Source organism: Pseudomonas sp. 1176_21 (assembly GCF_052850635.1).
Window position 1 is genome coordinate 48,150 of sequence record NZ_VXCV01000007.1, and the last position, 26,534, is coordinate 74,683.

Consider the following 26,534-nt stretch of genomic DNA (forward strand, 5'->3'; position numbering starts at 1 on the left):
TTGCGCGAAGGGCGCACTACACTGTGGGATCCGACCCTGCGCGGTGTTCCATTCGCCGGCAAGGCCGGCTCCTACATAGACCGGAGCGTTTTTGCATGTCCTCCAACGTCACTCAGTGCACCCACCGTCTACCCTCCATCGACACCCTCCTGCGCAGCCCTGCCTGCGTTCCCCTGGTGGACCGCTACGGCCGCGACGCCGTGCTCGCCACCTTGCGCCAACTGCTCGATGACCTGCGCGAGCCCACCCGCCACGGCCAGCTCGGCGCTGCCGAACTGGCCCCCGAGGTGCTCGCCGGCCGCACCAACGAACGCCTCGCCGCCCGGCACCGCAGCCATATCCGCCGGGTGTTCAACCTCACCGGCACCGTGCTGCACACCAACCTGGGCCGCGCGCTGCTGCCCGAAGCCGCCATCGAGGCCGTCCAGCTTGCCGCGCGCCACCCCCTCAACCTCGAGTTCGACCTGGACAGCGGCAAGCGCGGCGACCGTGACGACCTGATCGAAGGCCTGATCCGCGAGCTCACCGGCGCCGAGGCCGTGACCGTGGTCAACAACAATGCCGCCGCCGTGCTGCTGGCACTCAACAGCCTGGGCGCGCGCAAGGAGGGCATCATTTCGCGCGGCGAACTGATCGAGATCGGTGGTGCGTTCCGCATCCCCGACATCATGGCCCGCGCCGGGGTCAGGCTGCACGAGGTGGGCACCACCAATCGCACCCACGCCCGCGACTACGAAGCGGCAATCAACCCGCGCAGCGGCCTGCTGATGCGCGTGCATTGCAGCAACTACAGCATTGAAGGCTTCACCAGCCATGTGCCCACCGCCGAGCTGGCGCAACTGGCCCACCAGCACGGCCTGCCGCTGCTCGAAGACCTGGGCAGCGGCAGCCTGCTCGACCTTACACGCTGGGGCCTGCCCGCCGAACCCACGGTGCGCCAGGCCCTGGCCGATGGCGCCGATATCGTCACCTTCAGCGGCGACAAGCTGCTCGGCGGTCCGCAGGCCGGGATCATCGTGGGCAGCAAGGCGCTGATCGCGCGCATCAAGAAGAACCCGCTCAAGCGTGCCCTGCGGGTCGACAAGCTGACCCTCGCCGCGCTGGAAGCGGTGCTGGGCCTGTACCGCGACCCCGACCGCCTGGCCGAGCGCCTGCCCAGCCTGCGCCTGCTGACCCGGCCGCAAGCCGAGATCCTGGCCCAGGCCGAACGCCTGGCGCCGCGCATGGCACAGGCGTTGGGCGCGTCGTGGAGCGTTGCCGCGCTGCCTGCACTGGGCATGATCGGCAGCGGCAGCCAGCCGGTGGCACGCCTGCCCAGTGCTGCGCTGTGCATGCGCCCACAGGTGTCCAAGCGCCTGCGCGGGCGCAGCCTGCTGGCGCTGGAAGCGGCCTTGCGCGCGTTGCCCATCCCGGTGCTCGGGCGCCTGGACGACGACGCGCTGTGGCTCGACCTGCGCCAGCTGGATGACGAACCCGCGTGGCTGGCGCAGCTGGCGCAACTGGCGGTACTGCCCACGTGATCGTCGGCACCGCCGGGCACATCGACCATGGCAAGACCGCGCTGCTCGAAGCCCTCACCGGCCAGGCTGGCGATCATCGGCGCGAAGAGCGCGAACGCGGCATCACCATCGACCTTGGCTACCGTTATGCAGCGCTGGCGGCGGATGCGCCGTTGACCGGCTTTGTCGACGTGCCGGGCCACGAGCGGTTTATCCACAACATGCTGGCCGGCGCCCAGGGTATCGACCTGGTGCTGCTGGTGGTGGCGGCCGACGACGGGGTGATGCCCCAGACCCGCGAGCACCTGGCCATCGTCGAACTGCTGGGCATCGCGCAGGCGCTGGTGGCCATCACCAAATGCGACCGGGTCGAGCCGGCGCGGGTGCAGGCGGTGCAGGCCCAGGTGCGCGGGCTGCTTGCGCCGGGACCGTATGCCGGGGCGGCGCAGTTCGCGGTGTCGAGTGTCAGCGGCCAGGGTATCGAGGCACTGCGTCAGGCATTGCTCGCCGCGCAGCACGCCCTGCAGCCGCGTAGCCAGGGTGGCGCTTTTCGCCTGGCCATCGACCGGGCCTTCAGCGTGGCCGGGGCCGGTATCGTGGTCACGGGCACCGCGTTGTCCGGGCAGGTTCAGGTGGGCGATAGCCTGTTGCTGGGCAAGGCGGGCAAACCGGTGCGGGTGCGCGGCCTGCACGCGCAGAACCAGGTCGCGACCCAGGCCTTCGCCGGGCAGCGAGTGGCCCTGAACATCAGCGCCGAGCGGCTGGCGCTGGAGCATATCCACCGCGGTGACTGGCTGCTGGCCGAGTGGCTGCATGCGCCCACTCAGCGGCTGGATGTCGAACTGCACCTGCTGGCCGGGGAAGCCCGTGCACTCGAGCATTTCAGCCCGGTGCACCTGCACCTGGGCACCCAGGATGTCACCGCCCGCGTGGCATTGCTGGAGGGCGAGCGGCTGGCGCCCGGGGCGCGCATGTTCGCGCAGTTGCTGGTCAACGCGCCGGTGCAGGCGGTGCATGGCGACCCCGTGGTGCTGCGCGACCAGAGTGCCCAGCGCACCCTTGGCGGCGGGCGCGTACTCGATCCATTCGCCCCGGCCCGCCAGCGCCGCAGCCCGCAGCGGCTGGCGCAGCTGCAGGCACTGGCGGCGGCCGACAGCCTGGAACAGGCCTTGCCGGCGCTGCTTGCGCAAGGCACGGGCGGGCTCGACCCGCAGCGCCTGGAGCGCCAGTTCAATCGCTTGCGCAGCCACTGGCGGCTGGATGCGCAGGTGCAGGTGGTGGCCACGCGGCAGGGGCCGCTGCTGTTCGACACGACGCAATGGCAGGCGCTCAAGGCCCGGGTACTGGCGCAACTGGCGCGCTTTCACGAGCTCGAACCCGACCAGCTCGGCCCTGACCGCGACCGCCTGCGCCGTTTCGCCAGCCTGGCACTGGAGCGGCCGGCGTTCATCAGCCTGGTGGACGAGTTGCTGGGCGAGCAGGCGATTGCCAGCAGCGGCCCGTGGCTGCACCTGCCCACGCACCAGGCGCGCCTGAACGAGGCCGACACGGCGCTGTGGCAACAGGTGCAACCGTTGCTGCTGGCGGCGCGTTTCGATCCGCCCTGGGTGCGCGATCTTGCGCGCGCCACCGGCAGCGAAGAAGCCGAGGTACGGCTACTACTGCGCAAGATGGCGCGTCTGGGCCAGGTGCACCAGGTGGTGCGCGATCTGTTCTATCCCGAGGCCACAGTGCGGCAAATGGCGGCTATGCTGTTGCGCATGGCGGGTGATGAGGTGCAGGTGACGGTTTTTCGTGATGCGCTGGGTATCGGGCGCAAGCGCAGCATCCAGGTGCTGGAATACTTCGATCGCATCGGCCTGACCCGGCGCCTGGGCGACCAGCGTCGCATTCGCCGCGACAATGCCCTGGCTCAACCGGGCGACAACTGAATTCAAGGAAGGCAATCGCGCCCGGTGGCGCGGCCGGGCTTCAAACCCGGTTGGGGACGGCAGCCGTTCCCGGGCAGGTTCGACTCCGGCTGCCTTCCGCCATTTTTCGCGGGGCCTCAGGCCACCCGTTCACCGCACAGGTCCAGGGCGAACCAGTGCTCGGCGGTGTCGTTGTCCAGCCCCGCGCCCAGCAGGGCGAACAGCTTGCCGAGCGCCGCCTCGCGGGTCATGCCGCCGCCCGATACCAGGCCGGTCTCGCGCAGGCGGCTGCCGGCGGCGTAGGTATCGAACAGCACACTGCCCTCGATGCACTGGCTGATGGCGGCAATCAGCACGCCACCCTGGCGCGCCTTCTGCAACGCCTGCATCAGTGCTGCATCTTCCGATGGGCCGGTGCCGCTGCCATAGCATTCAAGCAGCAGGCCGCGCACGCCGCTCACCACCAGTGCCTGCACCTGCTCGGCCTGCAAGCCGGGGTACACCGGCAGCACCGCCAGTTTCACCGGCACCCGCGGTTGGGCATAGCCGAGTACCGCGGGCAACGCGCTGGCGCGGCTGCCTTCGCGGTGGCGCGCCGGCGCGGCAAACGCATCGAAGGCCTCGCTGCGCAGTTTGCTGGCCCGTGCGCCGTGCAGCAGCTGGCCTGCGAAATACAGCTGCACGCCGCTTTGCAGGCCGCTTTCGAACAGGGCCAGGGCGCCGTGCAGGTTGTCCCAGGCGTCGCTGTGCGGTGCGCCGGCCGGCAGCATCGAGCCGGTGAGCACTACCGGCACATCCAGCCCCAGCAGCAGGAACGACAACGCTGCTGCGCTGTAGGCCAGGGTGTCGGTGCCGTGCAGCAGCAGGATGCCGTCGTGGCCATCACGCGTCACCGCCGTGACGATGGCCGCCTGCATGGCCAGCCAGTTGGCCTGCTGCATGTTGGCGCTGTCGAGCAGCGGTGACATCTCCTGCAGGCGCCAGTGCACCCGGGGTGGCGTCGGATGCGTGTCCAGCCAGGCGCGCATGCGTGCCTCGAAGCCACCGGCCGGCGCCAGGCCATGGGGCGTTTGCAGCATGCCGATGGTGCCGCCGGTGTAGAGGACGAGAAGGTTCTTGACCGCGCGCATGGTGAGCATTCCAGGCAGGTGAGAAAAGGGGCATCGCGAATCGGCTGCCGCCCGCGAACGGGGCGGCGGCACAGGGTTGCTCAGCGTTGCGCTTGAGCTTGAGCTTCGCCCACGCTGGCAGGGCGTGCGCTTTCAGCGGGCTGGACAGCAGGCCAGGCCTGGGTGTCCAGGTCCAGGTCGGGGAACCTGGCCGAGTCGAATACCGGCTGCTTGATGCCTGCCTTGCGCTGGTCGTCGTAGTCGCGCATCACGCGCAGGCCGATCTTGAACAGCAGCGCCAGGGCGATCAGGTTGACGAAGGCCAGGCACGTCATGGTGATGTCGGCGAAGGCGAACACGGTCGACAGGTTCTGCACCGAGCCCCACACGATCAGCGCCAGCACCAGGGCACGGTAGACCATCAGCACCGCACGGTTGCGGGTCAGAAACTGCAGGCTGTTTTCGCCCAGGTAGTAGTTGTAGAGGATGCAGGTGAACACGAACAGCGACAGCGCCACGCTGACGAACAGGCGACCCCAGTCACCGACCACGGCAGCCAGCGAGTTCTGGGTCAGCACGATGCCGTCACCTTCGAAGCCCGGGGTGTAGAAGCCCGACAGCAGAATCAGCAGCGCGGTGCAGGTGCAGATCACGAAGGTATCGAGGAACACGCTGAATGCCTGCACCACGCCCTGGGCGCCCGGGTGTTTCACTGCCGCCACGGCGGCCACGTTGGGCGCACTGCCAAGGCCCGCTTCGTTGGCGAACACGCCACGCTTGACGCCCATCACGATGGCACTGCCCAGCAGGCCGCCGAAGGCAGGGTCCAGGCCGAAGGCGCTCTTGAAGATGGTTTCGAGCATGGCCGGCACGTGTTCGATCTGGCTGCCGATCACGTACAGGGTAACGCCGATGTAGGCCAGGGTCTTGACCGGCACCAGCAGGTCGGACACCGAGGCGATGCGCTTGATCCCGCCCAGGAACACGATGGCCAGCAGCACGGCCAGGGCAATCCCGGTGTGCTCCGGGGCGAAGCCGAAGGCGTTCTGCAGCGAGTGGGTCACGGTGTACGACTGCAGGCCGTTGAAGGCGAAGCCGTAGGTCACCAGCAGCAACACCGAGAACACCACTGCCATGGTGCGCAGGTTGAGGCCGTGCAGGATGTAGTAGGCCGGGCCGCCGCGGTACAGGCCGTCACCGTCGGCGCGCTTGTAGACCTGCGCCAGGGTGCATTCGAAGAAACTGCTGGACATGCCCACCAGCGCCGTCACCCACATCCAGAACACCGCGCCCGGGCCGCCCAGGGTCACGGCGATACCGACGCCGGCGATGTTGCCGGCACCCACGCGCCCGGCCAGGCTCAGCATCAGTGCCTGGAACGAACTCAACTGGCCCGCCTGGCCGCGCAACGATTCCTTGAATACGCCGAACATATGGATGAAATGGCGAAACTGCACAAATCGCGAGCGCAGGGTGAAATAGCTTCCCAGTCCGACGATAAGCACGATAAGGAGCTTCCCCGAAAGGAAATCGTTGAGCACTTCGAGCATGGCGTGACCTCGGTTCTTGTTCTGAATGACAGTGGCTGACGGCATGCGCCGTTTGCCTGGGGGCGCATGGTTGGTCATGACAAACGTCGTTACAATTTCGCGGGTTGCTCTGAGTTGATGCGACCTGATGCTAAACTGGCGCCTATCGCACCAATCGGTACCTGATCAATGAGTCAACACCTGGGCCCCAACCTCAAGCTGGCGTGCAGCCATTACCGCTCTATTTCCGAGGTTTGCCGGCAGCTGTCGATCAACCGGGCGCAGTTCAACAAGTACCTGAGCGGGCAGAGCCAGCCGACGGCGTACAACCTCAAGCGCATCGGCGACTTCTTCGGCGTCGAGGACTACGAACTGGGCCTGCCGCCAGAACAGTTCGCGCGCCTGATCGGTGCGCGCAGCTCGGCGCTTGCCAGCCCGGCCCAGGCCGACCCGTTGCTGGAACTGCTGCGCCCGCTGCGCGAGCACGAGGGCAATCTGTCGCGCTACTGCGGCTACTACTTCGAATATTCCAACTGCATGTCGGTGCCGGGCAGCATCCTGCTGTCGCTGGTGCACCTGCGCGAAGAACGCGGCACGTTCCTGTTCGAGCGCCAGGAGCGCCAGGAGCGCTCCAGCAGCACCGACGTGCAGGCCGAAGACTGGGTGCGCTGCCGCTACCTGGGCGCGGCCTTTCAGTTGCAGGACCGGGTGTTTCTGATCGACTACGAATCGCTGACGGTCAACGAGATGAGCCAGACCATCCTGATTCCCAGCTTCAAGAGCCGCATCACCCGGCTCAACGGCCTCAAGACCGGCGTCTCCAGCGGTGACCGGCGCACTCCGGCGTGTACCCGCGTGGTGTGGGAATACCTGGGCCCGGAAATCAACCGCATCAATGCCTACCGCCAGGTCCGGCTGTACCGCCCGGATGACCCGCGCATCGATGACGATGTGCGCGCACGGCTCAACGTCGGGCCGATTCGCAACGGCCTGTTCGAGATCGAGTGAAGGGTGCCGTGCTCAGCGGCGAATGAATGCCGCCACCTGCTGCGCCAGGGCCCCGGCCTGTGGCGGATGGGCGCGCAGGTGTGCGGCGATGCCGTGGTCGCAGTCGGGCAGGGTCAGCTGTTCGAAATGCCCGGGGGGTAGGGTGTCGCTCAGCGCCTGGATGACTTCGGCCGGGATCGGGCTGTAGCGCAGCATGCCGTCGATTTCCACATGGCCTGCCGACGTGCCCGGGGTTCGCCCATGGTGGGCGGCCAGCAGGCCATCGTACTGGCCCAGCACCAGCAGCACCTGGCCGCGATAGCTGCGCAGGAATTTGTAGCTGTCGCTGTCGAGAAACCCGTGCGGGGTGCTGATGGCGCGGGTGAAGGCCGGGCCGAACGGTGCATCGTAGGCGCTGTCGGCATAGACCGCCGGGCACAGCAGCACCAGCTTGTTCACCTGGCGTGCATGGTGCGCTGCCACTTTCAGCGCCAGCGCTGCGCCCAGGCTGTGGCCGATCACGGTGTTGCAGCGATGCTCGACGTGGCGAAAGAAGCGCAGCGCCTCGGCCAGGTTGGTGTGCAGCGAGGGCGACCGGGCCCCCGGCAGGCTGGCCAGGCTGTGCCCCGACAGGTTGCCGGTCAGCGAGCCGATGCCCAGGGCCTGCAGGCGGTACAGCAGCGGGTTGAGGTGGGTGAAGTCGCTGCGTGCGCCGCCGAGCATGAACAGCGGCGGCGCGTGCTCGATATCGGGGATCAGCAGGCGACCTTCCTGGCTGTAGCCGTCGAACGTTTCGACCACCAGGCACTCGCGGCCCGGGCTGGGTTCGTCGAATTGCCAACGCTCACGTCCGTGTGCGGCCGTCTTGATCGGCATGAAGCGGTCCTCTTGCCCGGGGTGAAGGGTCGACAAGTCGACATGAACCAGCGAGGCTGACGCTTTTACAGTAGATGCAGTCGGGCATTTCTGGTGGGCGCGCAGGTTATTTCTTGAACTACGTTGAACCCGTCACACTTTGCGCTGACACACTCTAGACTTTGGCGCCAGTCGGCCCCGCGTTGGACTTCGCCTGCTGGAAGCCGCAAAATATCCGCTTTCCCTCAATTTATCTGACCGGACCTGCTGACTCTATGCGAATGCGCCTGATGCTGTTGGGTGGTGGAAATGCCCTTGGGCAAGCGCTGATTCGCCTCGGGGCCGAGGAAGATATCGGCTTTCTGGCGCCGCGCCCACCCGACCAGGGCTGGGATGCCGCGAGCCTGACCCAGCTGCTCGATGACACCCGCCCCGATGCGCTGATCAATCTGGCCTACTACTTCGACTGGTTCCAGGCCGAATCGGTGAGCGAGCAGCGCCTGGCTTCGCAGGAGCGTGCGGTCGAGCGCCTGGCCGAACTGTGCCAGCACCACAACATCATCTTGCTGCAACCCTCCAGCTACCGGGTATTCGACGGTTCGCGGGCCACGGCCTACAGCGAAAAGGACGAGCCGGTACCGCTCGGCCAACGTGGCCAGGCGTTGTGGCGCATCGAACAGAGCGTGCGCGCGACCTGCCCGCAGCACGTGCTGCTGCGCTTTGGCTGGGTGCTCGACGACAGCGTCGACGGCGTGCTGGGGCGTTTTCTGACCCGCGCCGAGCACTCGCAGGAACTGCTGCTGGCCGACGACCGGCGTGGCAACCCGACCCCGGTCGACGATGCAGCGCGGGTGATCCTGGCGGTGCTCAAGCAACTGGACTGTGGCGCGCCACTGTGGGGCACCTACCATTACGCCGGCAACGAGGCGACCACGCCGCTGGCGCTGGGTCAGGCGATCCTCAGCGAAGCCGGGCAACTGCGTCAGCTGGCCGTCGAAGCGCCCACTGCGCAGGCCCACGCCGCCCGCCCGGATGCTGCCGAAGAACCCCAGCACGCAGTGCTGGCCTGCAAGAAAATCCTCCACACCTTCGGCATCAAGCCGCGTGCCTGGCGCGCCGGCCTGCCGACCCTACTGGACCGGTTCTATCGTCATGGCTGATGCTCCTATCCTGATTACCGGTGGGGCCGGCTTCATCGGCTCCCACCTGAGCGACGCGCTGCTGGCCAAGGGGTACGCGGTGCGCGTGCTCGACGACCTGTCTACCGGCCGGCGCCTGAACCTGCAGCTGGACAACCCGCGCCTGCAACTGATCGAGGGCGACGTGGCCGATGCCGCCCTGGTGGCCCGGGCCGCCGAGGGCTGCCAGGCCGTGGTGCACCTGGCGGCGGTGGCCTCGGTGCAGGCCTCTGTGGAAGACCCGGTCAGGACCCACCAGAGCAACTTCATCGGCACGCTGAACGTGTGCGAGGCGATGCGTGTGGCCGGCATCAAGCGCGTGCTGTTCGCCTCCAGCGCTGCGGTGTACGGCAACAACGGTGAAGGCCAGGCCATCGACGAGGACACGCCCAAGGCGCCGCTGACCCCCTATGCGGTGGACAAGCTGGCCAGCGAGCAGTACCTGGACTTCTATCGTCGCCAGCATGGGCTGGAGCCGGTGGTGTTCCGCTTCTTCAATATCTTCGGGCCACGTCAGGACCCGTCGTCGCCGTATTCGGGGGTGATCAGCATCTTCTGCGAACGCGCCCTCAACGGCACACCGATCAACCTGTTTGGCGACGGCGAGCAGACCCGTGACTTCCTGTATGTGGCCGACCTGGTGGCGGTGCTGGTGCAGGCGCTGGAACAGGCGCAGGTGCAGGAGGGCGCGGTGAACGTGGGGCTGAACCGCGCCACCACGCTGAACCAGTTGCTCGACGCACTGCGCAAGGTGGTAGGGCCGTTGCCCGAGGTCAATCACGGGCCGGCGCGCGCGGGTGATATCCGTCATTCGCGGGCCGACAATGCGCGGCTGCTGGCGCGCTTCGACCTGCCCGAGCCGACGCCGCTGGCCGATGGGCTGGCGCACCTGCTGGGGCGCTGAACGTAAAAAGCTTCGCCGGCAACGCCGGCTCCTGCAGGCGGTATCTCCCTTGCGGGAATCGCAGCCAAAAAAAAGCCCCGAATGATCGGGGCTTTTTCATGGTCAGAACTTGTAACCCACACCCACCATGTAGACCCATGGGTCCACATCCACGCTCACCTTGGTCTTGCCCACGCCCAGCGCGCTTGGGCCGTCGATGGTGGCCTTGGTGTCGATGTCCACGTACCAGACCGCGGCGTTGACCAGCAGGTTGTCGGTCAGCATGTAGTCCATGCCCAGTTGGCCGGCCAGGCCGACCGAGTCCTTGAGCTTCATGTTGCTGAAGCCCTGGGCCTTGCGGCTGCTGCTCAGGTCTTCATCGAAGAACAGGGTGTAGTTAAGACCGATACCGGCGTAAGGCTGGAACTTGGAGGTCGGCTCCATCGGGTAGTACTGCAGCGACAGGGTCGGTGGCAGTTGCTTGATGTTCGCCAGCTTGCCGTCCAGGCCCGCGCCCAGGCCCTTTACGCCCACTTCGTGCTGGAACGGGGTGGCTGCCAGCAGTTCCAGGCCGATGTGGTCGGTCAGCATGTAGGCAAAGGCCAGGCCCAGCTGGGTGTCGCTGTCCAGGGTGGCCTTGGTGCCGCCAACCTTGGTGCCGTCGAGCTTGATATCGCCGCTGTCTTCGTTCGGTGCGGTGGTGATCGCACCGGCACGCAGAATGAAATCGCCCGCCTGGTGGGCGTGGGCAACAGGGGCTGCAAGCGCGAGGGCAATGAGCGAGGCGCTGAGCAAGGACTTGTTCATGGAAGCTCCCAAAGGACGTTTAGAATTTAATGTGTCCAATGGTAAGGAGCTGACAGGCGGTGATTCTTGATGCAGCTCAATGAAACCGCAAACGCCCTGGCGCGGGGCTTCTATTGTAGTTCATAGGCGTAGATCTTCTCGGCTTCCATCTGGTAGCCGGCCTCGGCCAGCTCGCTGCTGGAAGCCTTGACCTGCATCGGCCCCTCGATCCAGTAGGGCTGGTACAGCTCCTCGACCTTGATGCCGATTTCGCTGAACACGTGCACGATCTGGTTCGACGGTGGGGGCGGCACGTGAATGCACGCGCCGTAGTACGGCACCAGCAGGAACTCGGTGGTACGGCCTTCCTCGCTGACTTCCAGTGGCACGATGTAGCCCGGCAGCTTCACCTGCTGGCCATCCAGTGCCTTCACCACCGGCGCGTCGGGCGCCTGCTGCTGCGCCGCCGGGCCGCTTTCGCCGGCCAGCGCGTTGCTCAACTGCGAAAGGTCGTGCAGTGGGGTCATCTGCGGCACGATCACCGGTGCGCCCTCGGGGATCAATTGCGGCCATTCCAGCGTGCGCGGCTCACCCGCCCACAGGGGCGGGGCAATCAACAGCAACAACAGCAGGGCACGACGTATCACGGGCGTTCTCACAGGTGAATGGACAAACCGTCGGCCAGCGACTGGCGGTAGGCCCGCCAGGCCGGAATGCTGCCCATCAGCACGGCGGCGCCGAGGATGATCCCCAGCAGGCTCCACTCGTGGGCGCTGGGCAGCGCCAGCGGCAGGTACAGGCCGTAGTTGGCCTGCACCGTGCCCTGGGCCAGGGCGATGCCAAGGTAGAGCAGGCCCAGCCCGGCGGCAATCCCCGCCAGCGCCAGGGTGAACGCCTCCATCACCAGCAGCCCTGCAATATGCCAGGGGCGTGCACCCACCGAGCGCAGGATGGCCATTTCGCGGCGGCGCTCGTTGAGGCTGGTGAGGATCGCCGTAAGCATGCCGATCAGGCCGGTCAGCACCACGAACAGCGACACCACGAACAGCGCCTGTTCGGCGGTGCCCATCAGGCTCCACAGCTCCTGCAGGGCCACGCCGGGCAGAATCGCCAACAGCGGCTCGCCGCGAAACTCGTTGATCTCGCGTTGCAGGGTGAAGGTGCTGATCTTGTTGTTCAGGCCCAGCATGAACGCAGTGATGGCCTTGGGTGTGAGGTCCATGCCACGGGCCTGTTCGGCGCTGACGCGGCCGGCGCCGCGGGCGGGCACGCCGTTGTGCCAGTCGACGTGGATCGCCTCCATGCCGCCAAGGCTGATGTGCAGGGTGCGGTCCACCGGGGTGCCGGTGCGTTGCAGCACGCCCACCACGGTGAACGGCTTGTCGTCATGCTTGACCAGGCTGATGGCGGCCACGCCATGGGCCAGTACCAGCTTGTCGCCGAGTTTGTAATGCAGCGCGTCGGCCACCTCGGCGCCCAGCACCACCTCGAACGGGTCGCTGGCGAAGGCACGCCCGCTGGCCAGCTGCAGGTGCTGCTTGCGCCCGTACTGGTAATGCTCGAAGTAGGCTTCGGTGGTGCCCATCACCCGGTAACCGCGGTGCGAGTCGCCCAGCGAGATCGGGATGGCCCACTTCACCCGCGGGTTGCTGGCGTAGTGCTCGAAGCTGTCCCAGCGGATGTTGTTGGTGGCGTTGCCGATGCGAAACACCGAGTACAGCAGCAGGTTCACCGAGCCCGAGCGCGCACCGACAATCAGGTCGGTGCCACTGATGGTGCTGGCAAAACTGGCGCGGGCCTCGGTGCGTACCCGCTCCACCGCCAGCAGCAGGCACACCGACAGGGCGATGGCGAAGGCGGTGAGCAGGGCAGTGAAGCGGCGGTTGGCGAGACTCGCCAGGGCAAGGCGGAGCAGGTACATCAGGCCTCCAGGTCGCTGGCAGGGCGCGCGGCGCGGTTGAGTTCGGCAAGCGACAGCTGGCGATCGAACAGCGGTGCCAGGCTCTGGTCGTGGCTGACGAACAACAGGCTGGAGCCGGCTGCGCGGCATTCGGCGAACAGCAGGCGGATGAAGGCTTCACGGGTGTCGGCATCGAGCGCCGAAGTCGGCTCGTCGGCAATCACCAGCTCGGGTTGGCCGATCAGCGCGCGGGCGGCGGCCACCCGTTGCTGCTGACCGATCGACAGGCTGTCGGCGCGCCGTGCCAGCAGTGCCGGGTCCTTCAGGCCCAGATGGGCGAGCAGGCTGGCGGCGGCCTTGTCCACACTGCCGTAGCGCTGGCCGGCGCGTTGCGCCCGGCTGCGCGAGAAACGGCACGGCAGCTCGACGTTTTCGCGTACAGACAGAAACGGCAGCAGGTTGAACTGCTGGAAGATGTAGCCGGTATGATCGACGCGAAAACGGTCGCGCTGGCCCTGGCTGAGCGCGCCCAGCTCCTGGCCGAGCAGGCGGATGCTGCCGCGGTCGGCCTTCTGCACCCCGCCCAGCAGGCCCAGCAGGGTGGTCTTGCCACTGCCGCTGGGGCCCTTGAGGAACAGCGACTCGCCGGCCTGCAGGCGCAACGCCGGTATGTCCAGCAGCTCAGGCTGGCCGGGCCAGGCGAAACCCAGCCGGGACAGTTCGATCAGTGCCTGGCCCATGTCAGAAGTCGATCGCGCTGTGGGTCGGGGTCAGGTCCACGCCCTTCTGGCCATTGGGGCCCACCAGTTGCAGCTGGATCTTCTGGGTGGCGGGGAAGGCCTTGAACAGTGGCGCCAGGTCCAGGCGGGTGAGCTGTGCCGGGGTGGTGCATTCGAGTTTGTAATGGGCGTTGATGTCGCTGTGTTCGTGATCGTGGGCGTCGCCATCCTCGTCATGCACCGGCTTGTCGCCGAACAGCGGGCTTTGCAGGTCCTGGTCGGTTTCGCTGCAACCGGCTGCCTTGTTCAGGCCGAACAGCGCCAGGGGTGTTTCAAGCTGGGCGCGCACGGCCGCGACCTTGGCCTTGTCGGTGGCGGAAGTGGCGGCATGTTCGAAGCCCACCAGGTTCATCGCCGGGCTGTCGAATTCCAGCTCTAGGGCATTGCCGTCGAGTGCGACGTTCAGGTGCGCCACGCCATGTTCATGGGCGCCCAGGCTGCCATGCTCATGGTCATGGTCGTCATGGGCGTAAACCAGACTCAGGGGCAGCAGGGCGAACGGCAAGGCAAGCAGCAGACGACGCATGGGCGGAACTCCGGAAGGCGCTGAAAGAGTTTCGAAATGTTATAACAACTTGTCGGCTGCCTACCAGTGTCGCTGGATGAAACTTCGTGGGAGCATGGGCGCCTGATCGAGTGGAGGGTGCGAACGTGCGTATTCGTGGACACATCGGCGAATGGCCGGTGGATTTGAGCGTGGAGCTGGAGCCCCATGAGTGGGCGCAGCTGGGCGGGCAGTTGCAGGCGGCCGGGGTGCCGGCGGTTGCCGCTGCTGTACCGACGGCGCCGGTTCGCCCGGACGATGCAGTGTGGCAGGCGGCGCGCGAGGTGTTGCGCAAGGCCGGTCAGTTGAACGGGCCCCAGTTGCTGGAGGCGCTGGAGGGGTTGGCGGGCAATACGGCGGCCGGCAAGCGCCTGCTGGTGCGTTTGCGCCATAGCAGCGAGGTGAGGGTGGAAAGCGGGGCGGATGCGCCGGTCTATCACTGGGTCGGCTGAACACCGCGTTGATCCCATCGCGGGTCAAGCCCGCTCCCACAGCGCGGGTAGGTAACCTTGTGGGAGCGGGCGGTTGACCTCAGTACAACGCAGCAAACAGCTTGCGGCGGTAATCCAGCACCAGCGGGTGCTCGTTGCCCAGCAGGTCGAACACCTGCAGCAGGGTCTTGTGCGGCAGGCCGCCTTCATACCCGCGGTTGCGCTTGAACAGTTTCAGCAGCCCGTCCAGCGCCGCCTCGTACTGCTGGCGCGAGAGCTGCTGCACTGCCAGCTGATACGCCGCCTCGTCATCCTCGGCGTTCTGTGCCAGGCGTGACTTCAGGTCTGCCACATCCGGCAGGCTGGCGGCCTGCTTCAGGAACGTCAGCTGCGCCTTGGCACCGGCCAGTGCAGCCTTGTGCTCATCGCTCTTGACCGCATCGAGCACGGTCTGCGCTTCGCCCAGCTCGCCACGCTCGGCCAGGCAACGGGCATACAGGATCAGTGCCGCGGCATTGCTGTTGTCTTCGGTCAGCAGGGCCTGGAGCAGCGCCTCGGCCTCGCTGAAGCGTCCCTCGGCAAACAGCCCCTGGGCCACTACCAGCGGGTCGGCCGCTGCCGGTGGCGGCAGTTGCACATGCGGTTCGAGCATTGCGCGGATTTCCGACTCCGGGCGTGCCTCGGCAAAGCCGTCGACCGGCTGGCCATCCTTGAACAGCACCACCGTCGGCAGGCTGCGGATACCGAAGCGCGCGACAATGTCCTGTTCCACATCGCAGTTGACCTTGGCCAGCAGCAGCTCACCCCGGTATTCGGCGGTGATTTTCTCCAGCAGCGGCATCAGCACCTTGCACGGCGCGCACCAGTCGGCCCAGAAGTCGACGAGCACGGGTTTGACGTGGGAGTTCTGGATCACCGACTGGTCGAAGTCGGCGCTGGTGGCATTGAAGATGTACGGGGTTTCCTGGCTCATCGCGACTCTCGCAAATCCTTGAATGGCAACACTATAAAGCGCTGCGGCTGGCGTGGTACAGGCTCACCTGGCGGAATTCGTGGGGTTCGGCCAGGTCTGGCAGGGTCAGGGCATGCAGGGTGTCGAGCTGGCGGTACAGGGGGTGACGGAAGTCGCGCACCCGCGAGTCGGCCACCAGCGCCTGGTGCCCGCGGCTGAGAAACGCATCGAGCAGCGGCAGGTTGGCGCGGTCGTAGAGCACATCGGCCACCAGCACCAGGTCGAAGCGGTCGGCCTCGGCGAAGAAATCGCTGGAGTAGCCCAACTGCACCTGGTTGAGCGCGGCATTCGCGCGGCTTGCCTGCAGCGCCAGCGGGTCGAGGTCGCAGGCCACCACTTCAAGCGCCCCGGCGCGGGCGGCGGCGATGCCGGCAATTCCCGAGCCTGCGCCGAAGTCCAGCACGCGTTTGCCGGCCACCCACTCGGGGCGGGCGGCCAGGTAGCGCGCCATGGCCAGACCGCTGGCCCAGCAGAAGGCCCAGTAGGGCGGCTCGTGCAGGATGCGCCGGGTTTCCTCGGGGCTGAACGCGCGGTCCATGTTGTGCGCATCGATCAGCCACAGCTTGAGGTCGCAGGCCGGCAGCTCGCTGACCACCAGCCGTGCGTCCCCCAGCAGCCCGCTCAACGCCTGTTGCAGGTGGATCGGCGCGGTCACGGCGCTTTTTCGAGGCGCAGCGGGCCGGTGGCCTGGGTTTGCGGGCTGCTGACCGCCACAGGTTGCAGGTGCAGGATCAGCTGCCCGGACTGGCTGGCACGCCCGCGCAGCTCCACCCGCGCACCGGCAGGGAACGCCTCGGGGTTGAAACGCAGCTGGAACGGCAGGTCCTGGCCGTTGGCGTCCAGGTTGCTGCTGGCCAGCAGGCGTTGCGGGCGGCCGCGCGGGTCGACCACCAGCAGCGCCAGCTCGACCTCGGCGCCCGACGGGATGCCAAGCAGGGTGCCGCTGATTTCACGCTGGTAGGCCGGCAGCGGGCCCAGGGCCACAGGTTGCTTGGCCGCTACCGGGGCCTTGGGGGCCAGCACCGGCTTGGGTTCATCGCTGCTGCAGGCGGCCAGCAGGGCGGCAAAACTGAGCACAACGAGCGCTCTAAAGGGCATGATCAATTCCTTCGGGGGGATATTTCCTCACTGGATGGTAACTGCTTTGGCTTGTCTTGCCAGTGGGATGCGCTACCATGACCCTCCCTTTTTTTGTTGCCTGCCACCATGCACTGTCCCTTCTGCGGTGCCAACGACACCAAGGTCATCGACTCGCGACTGGTTGCCGAGGGCGAACAAGTGCGCCGTCGCCGCGAATGCGTGGCCTGCGGTGAGCGCTTCACCACCTTCGAAACCGCCGAACTGGTGCTGCCGCGCCTGATCAAGACCGACGGCAGCCGCCAGCCCTTCGACGAAGAAAAACTGCGCGCCGGCATGCAGCGCGCGCTGGAAAAACGCCCGGTGAGCGTCGAGCGCCTCGAAGCGGCGCTGGCCCACATCAAGCACAAGCTGCGCGCCACCGGCGAGCGCGAGGTCAAGTCGCTGGTCGTCGGCGAACTGGTGATGGCCGAGCTGCAAAAGCTCGACGAAGTGGCCTACATCCGCTTCGCCTCGGTGTACCGTCGCTTCCAGGACCTGGACGAATTTCGTGAAGAAATCGACCGCCTGGCGCGCGAGCCTTCCAAGCAATGAGCCTGCCCAGCGAACGCGACGTGCTCGACGCCCACTACATGGCCCGTGCGCTGGAACTGGCGCGCAAGGGTCTCTATTCCACCCATCCCAACCCGCGGGTCGGTTGCGTGATCGTGCGTGACGGGCAGGTGGTCGGCGAAGGCTGGCACGTACGCGCCGGCGAACCGCATGCCGAGGTGCACGCGCTGCGCCAGGCCGGCGAGCTGGCCCGTGGCGCCTGTGCCTATGTGACCCTGGAGCCGTGCAGCCACCATGGGCGCACGCCGCCGTGTGCCGAGGCGCTGGTCAAGGCCGGTGTGGCGCGGGTGGTGGCGGCCATGCAGGACCCCAACCCGCAAGTGGCGGGGCAGGGGCTCAAGCGCCTGGCCGACGTCGGTATCGAGGTTGCCAGCGGTGTGCTGGAGGCCGAGGCCCGCGCACTCAACCCGGGCTTTCTGAAACGCATGGAACACGGCCTGCCCTTTGTGCGGGTCAAACTGGCGATGAGCCTGGACGGGCGCACCGCCATGGCCAGTGGCGAGAGCCAGTGGATCACCGGCCCGGCCGCACGCTCGGCGGTGCAGCGTCTGCGCGCGCGCTCCAGCGTGGTGCTGACCAGCGCCCAGAGCGTGCTGGCCGACAACGCGCGCATGACCGTGCGCGCCGACGAGCTTGGGCTGGACGCCGGCAGCACCGCCCTGGCGATGGCCCGCCCACCGTTGCGCGTGCTCATCGACGGGCGCCTGCGCCTGCCGCTGACGGCGCCGTTCTTCCAGGCCGGCCCGGTGCTGGTGGTGACGGCCGCCGCGCCAGTTGCGCAGTACGCCGAGGCCGGCCATGACCTGCTGAGCCTGCCCGGCACCGACGGGCACGTCGATCTGCCCGCGCTGCTGCGCGAACTGGCCCGGCGTGGTGCCAGCGAGGTCCTGGTGGAGGCCGGCCCGGGCCTGGCCGGTGCCTTCGCGCAACAGGGCCTGGTGGACGAATACCAGCTCTTCATCGCTGCCAAGTTTCTCGGCTCCAGTGCCCGCCCATTGCTCGATTGGCCCCTGGCCAGAATGAGCGAAGCGCAGGCCCTCAACATCACCGACATGCGCGCCGTAGGCGATGACTGGCGAGTCACTGCCATTCCTGTGCCTGCGCCCGGCGTATAATTCGCGGCCTGCGCCTTGCGCGACCCGTTCTGAAGGAGGACTCATGTTCACCGGCATCATCGAATCCATCGGCAGCATCCGTTCACTCACCCCCAAAGGCGGCGACGTGCGCGTGTATGTCGAAACCGGCAAGCTCGACCTGGGCGACGTGAAACTGGGCGACAGTATCGCCGTCAACGGCGTGTGCCTGACCGCCGTCGAACTGCCTGGCGACGGTTTCTGGGCTGACGTCAGCCGCGAAACCCTCGACTGCACCGCCTTTGCCGACTTCAAGGTAGGCAGCCGGGTCAACCTGGAAAAGGCCCTGACCCCCAGCAGCCGTCTGGGCGGCCACCTGGTCAGCGGCCACGTCGACGGTGTCGGCGAGGTCATCTCGCGCAGCGATAACGCCCGCGCCATCCAGTTCCGCCTGCGCGCGCCGGCCGAACTGGCCAAGTACATCGCCCACAAGGGCTCGATCACCGTCGATGGCACCAGCCTCACGGTCAACCAGGTCGATGGCGCCGAGTTCGAGCTGACCATCGTGCCGCACACCCTCGCTGAAACCATCATGGCCGACTACCGCACCGGGCGTCGGGTTAACCTTGAGGTCGACCTGCTGGCCCGTTACCTGGAGCGTCTGCTGCTGGGCGACAAGGCCGCCGAGCCGGGCAAGGGTGGCATCACCGAAAGTTTCCTGGCCGCCAACGGCTACCTGAAATCCTGATTTAGAAGGGGGTGCCGCGTGGCGCTCAACAGCATCGAAGAACTGGTCGAAGACATTCGCCAGGGCAAAATGGTCATCCTGATGGATGACGAAGACCGCGAGAACGAAGGCGACCTGATCATGGCCGCCGAGTGCTGCAAGGCCGAACACATCAACTTCATGGCCAAGCACGCCCGTGGCCTGATCTGCATGCCGATGTCGCGCGAGCGCTGCGAGCTGCTCAAGCTGCCGCTGATGGCCCCGCGCAACGGCTCGGGCTTCGGCACCAAGTTCACCGTTTCGATCGAAGCTGCCGAAGGCGTCACCACCGGTATCTCCGCCGCCGACCGCGCGCGCACCGTGCAGGCCGCCGCCGCCCGGGACGCCAAGGCCGAAGACATCGTCAGCCCGGGCCACATCTTCCCGCTGATGGCCCAGCCCGGCGGTACCCTGGCCCGTGCCGGCCACACCGAGGCGGCCTGCGACCTGGCGCGCATGGCCGGTTTCGAGCCGAGCGGGGTGATCTGCGAGGTGATGAACGACGACGGCACCATGTCGCGTCGCGCCGAGCTGGAAGTGTTCGCCGCCGAGCACAACATCAAGATCGGCACCATCGCCGACCTGATCCACTACCGCATGATCCACGAACGTACCATTCAGCGGATTTCCGAGCAGCCGCTGGACAGCGAACTGGGTCAGTTCAACCTGGTGACCTACCGCGATTCGGTCGAAGGCGACGTGCACATGGCCCTGACCCTGGGCAAGATCTGCGCCGAGGAACCGACCCTGGTGCGGGTGCACAACATGGACCCGCTGCGCGACCTGCTGCTGGTCAAGCAGCCCGGCCGCTGGAGCCTGCGCGCCGCGATGAGCGCCGTGGCAGAGGCCGGCAGCGGCGTGGTGCTGCTGCTCGGACACCCGCTGGACGGCGACGTGCTGCTGGCGCATATCCGCGAAAGCGCCGACAGCAGCCAGGTCAAGACACCCACCACCTACAGCACCGTGGGTGCCGGTTCGCAGATTCTGCGCGACCTGGGCGTACGCAAGATGCGCCTGATGAGTTCGCCAATGAAGTTCAATGCGATATCCGGATTCGATCTGGAAGTTGTAGAATACGTGCCCTCCGAATAAAGCAGGGGCTGGTTTCCCGCTGTTGATCCGGAACAAAACTCCCACAGGCCGCACCGTTGCGGCCTGGCTCTTTAAGATGAGAACCCCGCAATGTCCCTGAAGACCATCGAAGGTACCTTCATTGCCCCCAAAGGTCGCTATGCTTTGGTGGTTGGCCGCTTCAACAGCTTCGTCGTCGAAAGCCTGGTAAGCGGTGCCGTTGATGCCCTGGTTCGCCACGGCGTGAGCGAAAGCGACATCACCATCATCCGTGCACCGGGTGCGTTCGAGATTCCGCTGGTGGCACAGAAGGTCGCCCAGCAGAGCGAATACGCCGCGATCATTGCCCTGGGCGCCGTGATCCGTGGTGGCACCCCGCACTTCGAATACGTGGCGGGCGAATGCACCAAGGGCCTGTCCCAGGTGTCCATGGAGTTCGGCGTGCCGGTTGCCTTCGGTGTCCTGACCGTCGATTCGATCGAACAGGCCATCGAGCGTTCCGGCACCAAGGCCGGCAACAAGGGCGCCGAAGCGGCCCTGTCCGCCCTGGAAATGGTCAGCCTGCTGGCGCAGTTGGAGGCCAAGTGATTAGCGACGAAAGCGATCGTTTCAACCCGCGCGATCCAAAACCTGCGGATGCTGGCAAGCCCTCCAAGAGCGCCAAGCGTCGCGAAGCCCGCAAGCTCGCGACCCAGGCGCTGTACCAGTGGCACATGGCCAAGCACTCGCTGAACGAGATCGAAGCGCAGTTCCGGGTCGATAACGATTTCACCGATGTCGACGGTGCCTACTTCCGCGAGATCCTGCACGGCGTGCCGGCGATCAAGGAAGAAATCGACAAGGCCCTCGCGCCTTGCCTGGACACCGTGCTCGAAGAGCTCGATCCGGTCGAGCTGTCGGTGCTGCGCCTGTCCACCTGGGAGCTGATCAAGCGGGTCGACGTGCCTTACCGCGTGGTCATCAACGAAGGTATCGAGCTGGCCAAGGTGTACGGCGCCACTGACGGGCACAAGTTCGTCAACGGTGTGCTCGACAAGCTCGCACCGCGGCTGCGCGAAGCCGAAGTGAAGGCGTTCAAGCGCTGATTGCGGCGCTGCCTGCCCATGGGTGAATTCGAGCTGATCCGCCACTACTTCGCCGCCGCGCCCTGTGCGCAGGCCGGCGACGGGGTCGCCCTGGGGATCGGCGACGATTGCGCCCTGCTGGCGCTGCCGGCCGGCGAGCAACTGGCCGTGTCCACCGACACGCTGGTGGCCGGGGTGCATTTCCCGGCTGTGTGCGACCCGTTCCTGCTCGGCCAGCGCTCGCTGGCGGTGGCTGCCAGTGACCTGGCAGCCATGGGCGCCACCCCCGTGGCCTTTACCCTTGCCCTGACCCTGCCGACGGTTCACGCCGATTGGCTGAAGGCCTATGCCCAGGGTCTGAACCTGATGGCCCGACAATGCGGCCTGAGCCTGGTAGGCGGGGACACCACCCATGGGCCGCTGAGCCTGACCATGACCGTGTTCGGCCGCGTGCCTGCCGGCCAGGCCCTGACGCGCAGCGGTGCGCAGCCTGGTGACCTGGTGTGTGTCGGCGGTGAGCTGGGCAACGCCGCCGGGGCCTTGCCGCTGGTGCTTGGCGAACGCGAGGCGGCGGTGGCGCTGGCCGAGCCGCTGCTGGCGCACTACTGGTCGCCGCCACCGCAACTGGCGCTGGGTCAGGCGCTGCGAGGCAAGGCCAGCGCGGCGCTGGATATCTCCGATGGCCTGCTGGCCGATTGCGGACACATTGCCACGGCCTCGGGCGTGTCGATTGTGCTGTCGCTCGAACAGCTGCCGCTGGGTGCGGCGCTGCAGGGCCTGCTGGGCCTGGAAGGTGCGCGACAGGCCGCGCTCACCGGTGGCGACGACTACGTGATTGCCTTCACCTTGCCCCCCGCGCACCTGGCCGGCCTGCAGGCTGCCGGCTGGCCGGTGCACGTGGTCGGTCGGGTGGAGGCGGGCAGCGGCGTCAGCCTGCGTGACCACGCCGGGGCGGACATCACCCCGCGCACGCGGGGTTATCAACATTTTTAGGGAGACACCGTGACCGATCACCCCAATCAGGTGCCGGCAGAAAACGTGCCGCCTTCAGTCTGGCGCAACCCCTGGCATTTTCTGGCCTTCGGCTTCGGTTCCGGCACCCTGCCCAAGGCGCCGGGCACCTGGGGTTCGCTGGTGGCCGTGCCGTTCATCCCGCTGTGGCAGATGCTGCCCGACTGGGGCTACTGGCTGATGCTGGGGCTGACCATGCTGTTCGGCGTATGGTTGTGCGGCAAGGTCGCCGACGACCTGGGCGTGCATGACCACGAGGGCATCGTGTGGGACGAGATGGTCGGCATGTGGATAACCCTCTGGCTGGTACCGGAAGGTTGGCTATGGTTGTTGGCAGGCTTTCTGATGTTCCGCTTCTTCGACATACTCAAGCCGTGGCCGATCCGCTGGATCGACCGGCATGTGCATGGCGGTTTCGGCATCATGTTCGATGACGTGCTGGCCGGCGTGTTCGCCTGGTTGGGCATGCAGGCGCTGGTGTGGAGTTTCACCTGAAGGGAGTGGCCTGATGCGCGCATGGCGAGTGTTGCTGCTGGTGTTGGCGCTGGGTGGCGGCATCGCCTGCGCTGGCGAGCCGACCGCGTTGCCGCAGGAGGTGCGCCTGGCCAGCGAGATCTGGCCGGACTACACCGACGTCGAAGGGCGCGGCATGGCCTGGGACGTGTTGCGCAAGGTGTTCGAGCCGGCGGGGGTCAAGGTGCTCGCCATCAGCGTGCCCTACAGCCGCGCCGTGGGCCTGGTCAAACGCGCCGAGGCCGATGCCTGGGTCGGCTCCTACGAGCAGGAAAGCAACGACTACCTTTACCCGCGCAACGCCTTCGACCAGGATCATATCTACGCCCTGGGCCTGGCCAGCCTGCCGGTGCCGAGCGCCGCCACCATCGGCCGCTACAAGCTCTCCTGGGTGCGTGGCTACGAGTACCAGCGCTACCTGCCCGATGTGAAGGAGTTTCGCGAGGTGCAGCGGCGCGACGGCATCCTGCCGATGCTCGAACTCAAGCGCGTGGACTTCTATATCGATGCCCAGACCGAGGTGGACTACGTGTACAACCAGGCCCGTGACAAGGCCCGGTTCCGCCGCACCCACATCGCCGAGTTGCCGTTGTACCTGGCCTTTGCCAGGACCGAGCAGGCCTGTGCGCTCCGGGCGCTGTTCGATCGGCGCATGGACGAACTGATCGCCAGCGGTGAATTGCGCGAGATCTTCGAGCGCTGGCAGCAGCCGTATCCGTTCCCGATTCCGGGCAGGGCGCACGTGCCAGCATCTAACTTCTCGATCTGTTTGCCCAAGAATTCAGCCTAAGCACCTGCCTTACGCTGCTGTTACAATCGGCGCACATCAAATTTCACGTTATTGATCAGGAGCACAAGGTGCCCGTCGTCTTTGTTGCCGCTTCCAAGCTGCCCACCCCCTTTGCCACGTTCACCATGCATGGTTTTCTCGACGAAGCCACCGGCCGCGAGCACGTTGTGCTCAGCCTGGGTGATGTAGCCGATGGCGAGCCGGTACTGGGGCGCCTGCATTCCGAATGCCTGACCGGCGATGCGCTGTTCAGCCAGCGCTGCGACTGTGGTTCGCAGCTGGAGGCCGCTCTTCAGGCCATCGCCCGCGAAGGCCGTGGCGTGCTGCTGTATCTGCGTCAGGAGGGCCGTGGCATCGGCCTGCTGAACAAGATTCGCGCCTACGAACTGCAGGACGGCGGCGCCGACACCGTCGAGGCCAACGAGCGCCTGGGCTTTGCCGCCGACCAGCGTGACTACGCCATGTGCCAGCCGATGCTCGAGCACCTGGGCGTCACGTCATTGCGCCTGATGACCAACAACCCGCGCAAGGTAAAAGCCCTCACCGCCATGGGCATTGCGGTAGCCGAGCGCGTGCCGCTGCACACCGGGCACAATCCGCATAACAAGCACTACCTGGCCACCAAGGCCGGCAAGCTCGGCCACATGATGGGCAACGAGCACCAGGGCGAGGCCGGTCGGGCGTGACCCGCGGCCAGGTCAAGCGGCGGCTGGCGTTCGCCTGGTGGCAGTTCTTCGCGATTGCCCTGGCGCCGCTGCTGGTGTTCGGCTGGGCGTTCGGAGGCAGCGTGGCGCGTGTCCCGCTGCTGGTGATGCCGGTGTTTCTGGCCGGGCTGGCCTCGATGTTCTTCAGCCTGCCGCGTTTCAGCGCCTACAAGCGTGCATTGATTGCCACTGAAAAGGCGCTGAACAGCGCTGAAGAGCCGGCGGCCTGGATAGAGCTGGCGCGGGTTCGCCGTGTGTCGATGCTGTTCGCCTGCCTGCCGGCGTGGGTGGCCGCACTGTCGGTGTTCGTGGGCCTGGAGGGAGTGCCGCAGATTCTGCTGGCCATCGCCAGCGTGGTGATCCTTTACCTGTACCGGGTACCGCGTCAGCTGGGCTGATGCGCCCTTCGCCAGCCAGGCTGGCTCCTGCAGGCAGGAGCCAGCCTGGCTGGCGAAAGGGGTCTAAAGGCCCAGCAGTTGGATCCGCTGACGCACCGAAGCCTCGATCCCGGCAGCATCCAGCCCGCATTCGGCCAGCATCTGCGCCGGCTTGGCATGCTCGACGTACACATCCGGCAAGCCCAGGTGCAGCATCGGCTTGAGCACGCCTTCAGCGCTCAGGAACTCGCTGACCGCAGAGCCGGCGCCGCCCATGATGGCGTTCTCTTCGATGGTCACCAGCAGTTCATGGCTGCCGGCCAGCTCGCGCACCAGCGCTTCATCCAGCGGCTTGACGAAACGCATGTCGACCACGGTGGCATCCAGGTTTTCGGCCACCTTCAGCGCTTCGGCCAGTTGCACACCGAACACCAGCAGGGCGACCTTGCTGCCCTGGCGGCGAATCACGCCCTTGCCGATCTCCAGCGGCTCAAGGTCGCCGTCGATCGTCGCGTTCGGCCCGCTGCCACGCGGGTAGCGCACGGCGGCAGGGCCGTTGTACAGGTGCCCGGTGCTGAGCATCTTGCGCAGCTCGTTCTCGTCGCTGGGGGTCATCACCAGCATGCCGGGGATGCAGCGCAGGAACGACAGGTCGAAGCTGCCGGCGTGGGTCGGGCCGTCTTCGCCCACCAGGCCGGCGCGGTCGATGGCGAACAGCACGTCGAGGTTCTGCACCGCCACGTCATGGATCAACTGGTCGTAGGCGCGCTGCAGGAAGGTCGAATAGATCGCCACCACCGGCTTGGCGCCCTCGCAGGCCATGCCCGCCGCCAGCGTCACCGCGTGCTGCTCGGCAATCGCCACGTCGAAGTAGCGCTCGGGGTAGCGTTCGCTGAACGCCACCAGGTCCGAGCCTTCCTTCATGGCGGGGGTGATGCCCACCAGGCGCTGGTCGGCAGCGGCCATGTCGCACAGCCACTGGCCGAACACCGCCGAGTACTTCGGCCCGGCGGCCTTTTTCGGCGCGGTGGCCGGGGCGTCCAGCGGTTCGAGCTTGGTGATCGCGTGGTAGCCGATCGGGTCGACCTCGGCCGGGGCGAAACCCTTGCCCTTCTTGGTCACCACGTGCAGGAACTGCGGCCCCTTGAGGTCGCGCATGTTGCGCAGGGTGGCGATCAGGGTGGGCAGGTCGTGGCCGTCGATGGGGCCGATGTAGTTCCAGCCCAGCTCTTCGAACAGGGTGCCGGGCACCAGCATGCCCTTGGCATACTCCTCGGTGCGGCGGGCGATCTCCCAGGCGCCGGGCAGGCGCGACAGCACCTTCTTGCTGCCCTCGCGCATGCTTGCATAGGTGCGGCTGGAGAGGATCTTGGCCAGGTAGTTGGACAGGCCGCCGACATTGCGCGAAATCGACATGTCGTTGTCGTTGAGGATCACCAGCATGTCGGCGTTGACTTCCTGGGCGTGGTTCAACGCCTCGAAGGCCATGCCGGCGGTGAGCGCGCCGTCACCGATCACTGCAATCGACTTGCGTGCCTGGTTCTGCAGGCGGGCGGCGATGGCCATGCCCAGCGCGGCGCTGATCGAGGTGCTGGAGTGCCCGACGCCAAAGGTGTCGTACTCGCTCTCGACGCGGCGCGGGAAGGCGGCCAGGCCGTCCTTCTGGCGCAGGCTGTGCATGCGTTCGCGCCGACCCGTGAGGATCTTGTGCGGATACGCCTGGTGGCCCACGTCCCACACCAGCCGGTCGTCCGGAGTGTCGAAGACGTAGTGCAGGGCGATCGTCAGTTCGATGACGCCCAGGCCGGCACCGAAGTGCCCGCCGGTCTGGCCGACGCTATAGAGCAGCTCCTGGCGCAGTTCGTCGGCCAGTTTCTCCAGGTCGGCTTCGGCCAGACGACGCAGGCCGGCTGGCGTATCGGCACGGTCAAGCAGCGGCGTGACCGGGCGTTCGCGGGGGATCTCTTGAAACGTCGTGGGCATCAGGCGAATCGTTATAGGTGTGATGAGGCGGCAGTTTACCTTATTGCGGTGATGGCTGCCCATTGAGGTATGTGGTGTGCGTTTCGCCGGC

General features: G+C 66.7%; 29 protein-coding genes and 1 tRNA gene. 18 read left to right on the forward strand and 12 right to left on the reverse strand.

Annotated features, from left to right (window positions below):
• Window positions 1-95: 95 nt before the first annotated feature.
• The 3 genes from selA (at window position 96) to FW760_RS17295 (ending at window position 3,532) form a co-directional block, all read left to right on the forward strand.
• Window positions 96-1,520, forward strand: coding sequence for an L-seryl-tRNA(Sec) selenium transferase (selA, locus tag FW760_RS17285; protein ID WP_282362092.1), 1,425 nt, complete (start codon window positions 96-98; stop codon window positions 1,518-1,520).
• Window positions 1,517-3,430, forward strand: a complete 1,914-nt coding sequence (gene selB, locus FW760_RS17290) for a selenocysteine-specific translation elongation factor (protein ID WP_446443926.1) — start codon at window positions 1,517-1,519, stop codon at window positions 3,428-3,430. The genes selA and selB overlap by 4 nt, the downstream gene beginning before the upstream one ends.
• 6 nt (window positions 3,431-3,436) lie before the next feature.
• Window positions 3,437-3,532, forward strand: a tRNA-Sec gene (locus FW760_RS17295).
• A gap of 14 nt (window positions 3,533-3,546) precedes the next feature.
• Here the strand turns inward: FW760_RS17295 and FW760_RS17300 are convergent.
• Window positions 3,547-4,539, reverse strand: a complete 993-nt coding sequence (locus FW760_RS17300) for an asparaginase (RefSeq protein WP_446443898.1) — start codon at window positions 4,537-4,539, stop codon at window positions 3,547-3,549.
• Between the two features lie 80 nt (window positions 4,540-4,619).
• Window positions 4,620-6,068, reverse strand: a complete 1,449-nt coding sequence (locus FW760_RS17305; RefSeq protein WP_058541924.1) for an alanine/glycine:cation symporter family protein — start codon at window positions 6,066-6,068, stop codon at window positions 4,620-4,622.
• Window positions 6,069-6,236: 168 nt separating this feature from the next.
• On the opposite strand from FW760_RS17305, the gene FW760_RS17310 reads away from it, so the two are divergent.
• A complete protein-coding gene (locus FW760_RS17310; RefSeq protein ID WP_043861908.1) occupies window positions 6,237-7,055 on the forward strand; it encodes a helix-turn-helix domain-containing protein in 819 nt (272 codons plus the stop codon).
• A 12-nt stretch (window positions 7,056-7,067) separates the two neighbouring features.
• On the opposite strand, the gene FW760_RS17315 is transcribed toward FW760_RS17310, so the two are convergent.
• Complete coding sequence (locus FW760_RS17315; RefSeq protein WP_043861907.1) at window positions 7,068-7,910, reverse strand: alpha/beta hydrolase; 843 nt, start codon at window positions 7,908-7,910, stop codon at window positions 7,068-7,070.
• 254 nt (window positions 7,911-8,164) lie between these two features.
• On the opposite strand from FW760_RS17315, the gene FW760_RS17320 reads away from it, so the two are divergent.
• Both FW760_RS17320 and FW760_RS17325 read left to right on the forward strand, forming a co-directional pair.
• Window positions 8,165-9,049, forward strand: coding sequence for a sugar nucleotide-binding protein (locus FW760_RS17320; protein ID WP_043861906.1), 885 nt, complete (start codon window positions 8,165-8,167; stop codon window positions 9,047-9,049).
• Window positions 9,042-9,971, forward strand: a complete 930-nt coding sequence (locus FW760_RS17325) for an NAD-dependent epimerase/dehydratase family protein (protein WP_054916426.1) — start codon at window positions 9,042-9,044, stop codon at window positions 9,969-9,971. The genes FW760_RS17320 and FW760_RS17325 overlap by 8 nt, the downstream gene beginning before the upstream one ends.
• Before the next feature lie 102 nt (window positions 9,972-10,073).
• Here FW760_RS17325 and FW760_RS17330 read toward each other — a convergent pair whose 3' ends face one another.
• From FW760_RS17330 to FW760_RS17350, 5 genes are all read right to left on the reverse strand, one after another.
• Window positions 10,074-10,757 carry an OmpW/AlkL family protein gene (locus tag FW760_RS17330; RefSeq protein ID WP_043861904.1) on the reverse strand — a complete coding sequence of 228 codons (684 nt, stop codon included), beginning with the start codon at window positions 10,755-10,757 and terminating at the stop codon, window positions 10,074-10,076.
• A gap of 110 nt (window positions 10,758-10,867) precedes the next feature.
• Window positions 10,868-11,380 carry a DUF3299 domain-containing protein gene (locus tag FW760_RS17335; protein WP_043861948.1) on the reverse strand — a complete coding sequence of 171 codons (513 nt, stop codon included), beginning with the start codon at window positions 11,378-11,380 and terminating at the stop codon, window positions 10,868-10,870.
• Between the two features lie 11 nt (window positions 11,381-11,391).
• Entirely contained in the window at window positions 11,392-12,657 is a 1,266-nt protein-coding gene (locus tag FW760_RS17340; RefSeq protein ID WP_043861903.1) for an ABC transporter permease, read from the reverse strand.
• Window positions 12,657-13,376 carry an ABC transporter ATP-binding protein gene (locus tag FW760_RS17345; RefSeq protein WP_043861902.1) on the reverse strand — a complete coding sequence of 240 codons (720 nt, stop codon included), beginning with the start codon at window positions 13,374-13,376 and terminating at the stop codon, window positions 12,657-12,659. The genes FW760_RS17340 and FW760_RS17345 overlap by 1 nt, the downstream gene beginning before the upstream one ends.
• Before the next feature lies 1 nt (window position 13,377).
• Window positions 13,378-13,941 carry a DUF2796 domain-containing protein gene (locus FW760_RS17350; RefSeq protein ID WP_043861901.1) on the reverse strand — a complete coding sequence of 188 codons (564 nt, stop codon included), beginning with the start codon at window positions 13,939-13,941 and terminating at the stop codon, window positions 13,378-13,380.
• Window positions 13,942-14,066: 125 nt separating this feature from the next.
• On the opposite strand from FW760_RS17350, the gene FW760_RS17355 reads away from it, so the two are divergent.
• Window positions 14,067-14,411: a hypothetical protein gene (locus FW760_RS17355; RefSeq protein WP_054916440.1), complete on the forward strand. Its 345-nt coding sequence runs from the start codon at window positions 14,067-14,069 to the stop codon at window positions 14,409-14,411.
• 79 nt (window positions 14,412-14,490) lie between these two features.
• On the opposite strand, the gene trxA is transcribed toward FW760_RS17355, so the two are convergent.
• From trxA to FW760_RS17370, 3 genes are read right to left on the reverse strand one after another with little or no spacing between them, the layout of a single operon-like run.
• Window positions 14,491-15,363, reverse strand: coding sequence for a thioredoxin (gene trxA / locus FW760_RS17360; RefSeq protein WP_054916424.1), 873 nt, complete (start codon window positions 15,361-15,363; stop codon window positions 14,491-14,493).
• A gap of 31 nt (window positions 15,364-15,394) precedes the next feature.
• A complete protein-coding gene (locus tag FW760_RS17365; protein ID WP_054916423.1) occupies window positions 15,395-16,057 on the reverse strand; it encodes a class I SAM-dependent methyltransferase in 663 nt (220 codons plus the stop codon).
• On the reverse strand, window positions 16,054-16,500 hold the full coding sequence (locus FW760_RS17370) for a YbaY family lipoprotein (RefSeq protein ID WP_043861898.1): 447 nt from the start codon (window positions 16,498-16,500) through the stop codon (window positions 16,054-16,056). The genes FW760_RS17365 and FW760_RS17370 overlap by 4 nt, the downstream gene beginning before the upstream one ends.
• Before the next feature lie 108 nt (window positions 16,501-16,608).
• On the opposite strand from FW760_RS17370, the gene nrdR reads away from it, so the two are divergent.
• The 11 genes from nrdR to FW760_RS17425 all read left to right on the forward strand — a co-directional run bounded on the left by nrdR (window position 16,609) and on the right by FW760_RS17425 (window position 24,481).
• Window positions 16,609-17,073, forward strand: coding sequence for a transcriptional regulator NrdR (gene nrdR, locus FW760_RS17375; protein ID WP_043861897.1), 465 nt, complete (start codon window positions 16,609-16,611; stop codon window positions 17,071-17,073).
• Window positions 17,070-18,206: a bifunctional diaminohydroxyphosphoribosylaminopyrimidine deaminase/5-amino-6-(5-phosphoribosylamino)uracil reductase RibD gene (gene ribD, locus FW760_RS17380; protein WP_446443899.1), complete on the forward strand. Its 1,137-nt coding sequence runs from the start codon at window positions 17,070-17,072 to the stop codon at window positions 18,204-18,206. The genes nrdR and ribD overlap by 4 nt, the downstream gene beginning before the upstream one ends.
• A gap of 43 nt (window positions 18,207-18,249) precedes the next feature.
• Window positions 18,250-18,912, forward strand: a complete 663-nt coding sequence (locus FW760_RS17385; protein ID WP_043861895.1) for a riboflavin synthase — start codon at window positions 18,250-18,252, stop codon at window positions 18,910-18,912.
• An 18-nt stretch (window positions 18,913-18,930) separates the two neighbouring features.
• A complete protein-coding gene (gene ribBA, locus FW760_RS17390; RefSeq protein WP_043861894.1) occupies window positions 18,931-20,022 on the forward strand; it encodes a bifunctional 3,4-dihydroxy-2-butanone-4-phosphate synthase/GTP cyclohydrolase II in 1,092 nt (363 codons plus the stop codon).
• A 90-nt stretch (window positions 20,023-20,112) separates the two neighbouring features.
• Window positions 20,113-20,589 carry a 6,7-dimethyl-8-ribityllumazine synthase gene (ribH, locus tag FW760_RS17395; protein WP_116052321.1) on the forward strand — a complete coding sequence of 159 codons (477 nt, stop codon included), beginning with the start codon at window positions 20,113-20,115 and terminating at the stop codon, window positions 20,587-20,589.
• Window positions 20,586-21,086 (forward strand): transcription antitermination factor NusB, encoded by a 501-nt coding sequence (nusB, locus tag FW760_RS17400; protein WP_043861892.1) that lies wholly within the window; start codon window positions 20,586-20,588, stop codon window positions 21,084-21,086. Before ribH ends, nusB begins: the two co-directional genes overlap by 4 nt.
• Before the next feature lie 18 nt (window positions 21,087-21,104).
• Window positions 21,105-22,058 (forward strand): thiamine-phosphate kinase, encoded by a 954-nt coding sequence (thiL, locus tag FW760_RS17405; protein ID WP_058541918.1) that lies wholly within the window; start codon window positions 21,105-21,107, stop codon window positions 22,056-22,058.
• 9 nt (window positions 22,059-22,067) lie between these two features.
• Window positions 22,068-22,571 (forward strand): phosphatidylglycerophosphatase A family protein, encoded by a 504-nt coding sequence (locus FW760_RS17410; protein WP_043861890.1) that lies wholly within the window; start codon window positions 22,068-22,070, stop codon window positions 22,569-22,571.
• Between the two features lie 13 nt (window positions 22,572-22,584).
• Window positions 22,585-23,379, forward strand: coding sequence for a substrate-binding periplasmic protein (locus FW760_RS17415; RefSeq protein WP_043861889.1), 795 nt, complete (start codon window positions 22,585-22,587; stop codon window positions 23,377-23,379).
• 68 nt (window positions 23,380-23,447) lie between these two features.
• Entirely contained in the window at window positions 23,448-24,065 is a 618-nt protein-coding gene (gene ribA / locus FW760_RS17420; protein ID WP_043861888.1) for a GTP cyclohydrolase II, read from the forward strand.
• On the forward strand, window positions 24,062-24,481 hold the full coding sequence (locus FW760_RS17425; RefSeq protein WP_043861887.1) for a hypothetical protein: 420 nt from the start codon (window positions 24,062-24,064) through the stop codon (window positions 24,479-24,481). The genes ribA and FW760_RS17425 overlap by 4 nt, the downstream gene beginning before the upstream one ends.
• Before the next feature lie 63 nt (window positions 24,482-24,544).
• On the opposite strand, the gene dxs is transcribed toward FW760_RS17425, so the two are convergent.
• Window positions 24,545-26,443, reverse strand: a complete 1,899-nt coding sequence (dxs, locus tag FW760_RS17430) for a 1-deoxy-D-xylulose-5-phosphate synthase (protein WP_116052320.1) — start codon at window positions 26,441-26,443, stop codon at window positions 24,545-24,547.
• Window positions 26,444-26,534: the final 91 nt, after the last annotated feature.

Coding starts and splice junctions, on each gene's coding strand:
- thiL (WP_058541918.1), top strand. CDS start 21,105: ATGGGTGAATTCGAGCTGATCCGCCACTACTTCGCCGCCGCGCCCTGT.
- FW760_RS17370 (WP_043861898.1), bottom strand. CDS start 16,500: ATGCCCTTTAGAGCGCTCGTTGTGCTCAGTTTTGCCGCCCTGCTGGCC.
- FW760_RS17305 (WP_058541924.1), bottom strand. CDS start 6,068: ATGCTCGAAGTGCTCAACGATTTCCTTTCGGGGAAGCTCCTTATCGTG.
- trxA (WP_054916424.1), bottom strand. CDS start 15,363: ATGAGCCAGGAAACCCCGTACATCTTCAATGCCACCAGCGCCGACTTC.
- FW760_RS17345 (WP_043861902.1), bottom strand. CDS start 13,376: ATGGGCCAGGCACTGATCGAACTGTCCCGGCTGGGTTTCGCCTGGCCC.
- ribD (WP_446443899.1), top strand. CDS start 17,070: ATGAGCCTGCCCAGCGAACGCGACGTGCTCGACGCCCACTACATGGCC.
- FW760_RS17330 (WP_043861904.1), bottom strand. CDS start 10,757: ATGAACAAGTCCTTGCTCAGCGCCTCGCTCATTGCCCTCGCGCTTGCA.
- FW760_RS17310 (WP_043861908.1), top strand. CDS start 6,237: ATGAGTCAACACCTGGGCCCCAACCTCAAGCTGGCGTGCAGCCATTAC.
- FW760_RS17350 (WP_043861901.1), bottom strand. CDS start 13,941: ATGCGTCGTCTGCTGCTTGCCTTGCCGTTCGCCCTGCTGCCCCTGAGT.
- FW760_RS17300 (WP_446443898.1), bottom strand. CDS start 4,539: ATGCGCGCGGTCAAGAACCTTCTCGTCCTCTACACCGGCGGCACCATC.
- selA (WP_282362092.1), top strand. CDS start 96: ATGTCCTCCAACGTCACTCAGTGCACCCACCGTCTACCCTCCATCGAC.
- FW760_RS17325 (WP_054916426.1), top strand. CDS start 9,042: ATGGCTGATGCTCCTATCCTGATTACCGGTGGGGCCGGCTTCATCGGC.
- FW760_RS17340 (WP_043861903.1), bottom strand. CDS start 12,657: ATGTACCTGCTCCGCCTTGCCCTGGCGAGTCTCGCCAACCGCCGCTTC.
- ribH (WP_116052321.1), top strand. CDS start 20,113: ATGTCCCTGAAGACCATCGAAGGTACCTTCATTGCCCCCAAAGGTCGC.
- FW760_RS17315 (WP_043861907.1), bottom strand. CDS start 7,910: ATGCCGATCAAGACGGCCGCACACGGACGTGAGCGTTGGCAATTCGAC.
- FW760_RS17385 (WP_043861895.1), top strand. CDS start 18,250: ATGTTCACCGGCATCATCGAATCCATCGGCAGCATCCGTTCACTCACC.
- dxs (WP_116052320.1), bottom strand. CDS start 26,443: ATGCCCACGACGTTTCAAGAGATCCCCCGCGAACGCCCGGTCACGCCG.
- FW760_RS17415 (WP_043861889.1), top strand. CDS start 22,585: ATGCGCGCATGGCGAGTGTTGCTGCTGGTGTTGGCGCTGGGTGGCGGC.
- nrdR (WP_043861897.1), top strand. CDS start 16,609: ATGCACTGTCCCTTCTGCGGTGCCAACGACACCAAGGTCATCGACTCG.
- FW760_RS17320 (WP_043861906.1), top strand. CDS start 8,165: ATGCGAATGCGCCTGATGCTGTTGGGTGGTGGAAATGCCCTTGGGCAA.